The sequence below is a fragment of the Streptococcus sp. S784/96/1 genome (assembly GCF_902729355.1).
GTDB lineage: Bacteria > Bacillota > Bacilli > Lactobacillales > Streptococcaceae > Streptococcus > Streptococcus caledonicus.
The window spans coordinates 1-1,225 of sequence record NZ_CACVCC010000073.1 but is presented as its reverse complement, the minus strand read 5'-3'; the positions used below and the strand labels follow the sequence as shown (position 1 = coordinate 1,225).

Below are 1,225 nucleotides of genomic sequence, written 5' to 3'. Positions count from 1 at the left end.
ATAATACAAATCAAACGACTTTATCACTAGAAATAAGTTTTTTCTTGCCACAAGACCATATTGTCTTTACCATTGAAAAAGTGGTGAATGCCTTGGAAGATAGTCACTTCCACGCTTTCTATCATGACTTTGGTCGCCCTTCTTATCACCCTAAAATGCTTCTGGCTACTCTGCTATTTGCCTACTCACAAGGTATCTTCTCTGGGCGAAAGATCGAAAAAATGATGATTGAAAATATCGCCATGCAGTACTTAACAGGACAGTTGGTGGTTTCCTACCGCACCATCAATCGTTTTCGTGTCGCTACTGGGATAGAAAATCTCATTCGTGATTTGTTCATTGATCTCAATCTTCGTTTGAAAATGGAAGAATTAGTGACGTTGGATTGTCTGTTTATTGATGGTACTAAGATTGAAGCTAATGTCAATAAGTATAGTTTCGTGTGGAAAAAGGCTACGGATAAGTTTTCCGCCAAACTTCAAGAACAGATACAGGTCTATTTCCAAGAAAAAATCATACCCCTTATCCATCAGGCGATTGTGCTGGATGACGAAAAACCTATTACCTCAGAACAGTTAACAGAGTTCACTCAAGTCCTTGAAGAAGAATTGGCTAAACTGAGCCAAGCCATTGAGGGGGGAGCCTGTAAAAGGAAAGGACGACCGTAAAACCAAGCGTCGAAAACTCAAGAAAGTCCTGCGTAAAGTGAAGGATGATTTTTCAGTACGCGCTGAAAAATACGAGAGATATCAGAATACTTTCGAGGGACGCAATAGCTTTTCTAAAACAGATACAGATGCCACTTTCATGCGGATGAAAGAAGACCACATGAAGAATGGTCAACTCAAACCAGGCTATAACCTCCAAATCGCTACTGAGAACCAATTTGTTCTTCACTATGATGTCTTCTCAAATCCGACAGATACTAAAACTCTTTTGCCATTTTTCGAAACCTACCCACATGATGTGAAGACCGTTGTCGCAGATGCTGGATACAGCAGTGAAGAGAACTTTCTTCGCTTGAATGAAAGCAATGTGAGCCATTTGATTAAGTATGCCATGTTTGATAAAGAGCAAAAAAAAAGGGTATAAAACGTTAGCTAGGAACTTAACGAATTGGCACTATGATGACAAAGAGGATAGCTATACTCATCCTGACGGGTGGTGCTATCGTTTTCACCATGTCAAACATCAGAAAACACAGACGGACTTTCAACAGGAAATC

General features: G+C 39.9%; 1 pseudogene. It reads left to right on the top strand.

Going from position 1 to position 1,225, the window contains the following annotated elements:
* Window positions 1-1,225 (top strand): annotated as a pseudogene (locus GZ996_RS12320) (IS1182 family transposase); the annotation flags it as partial.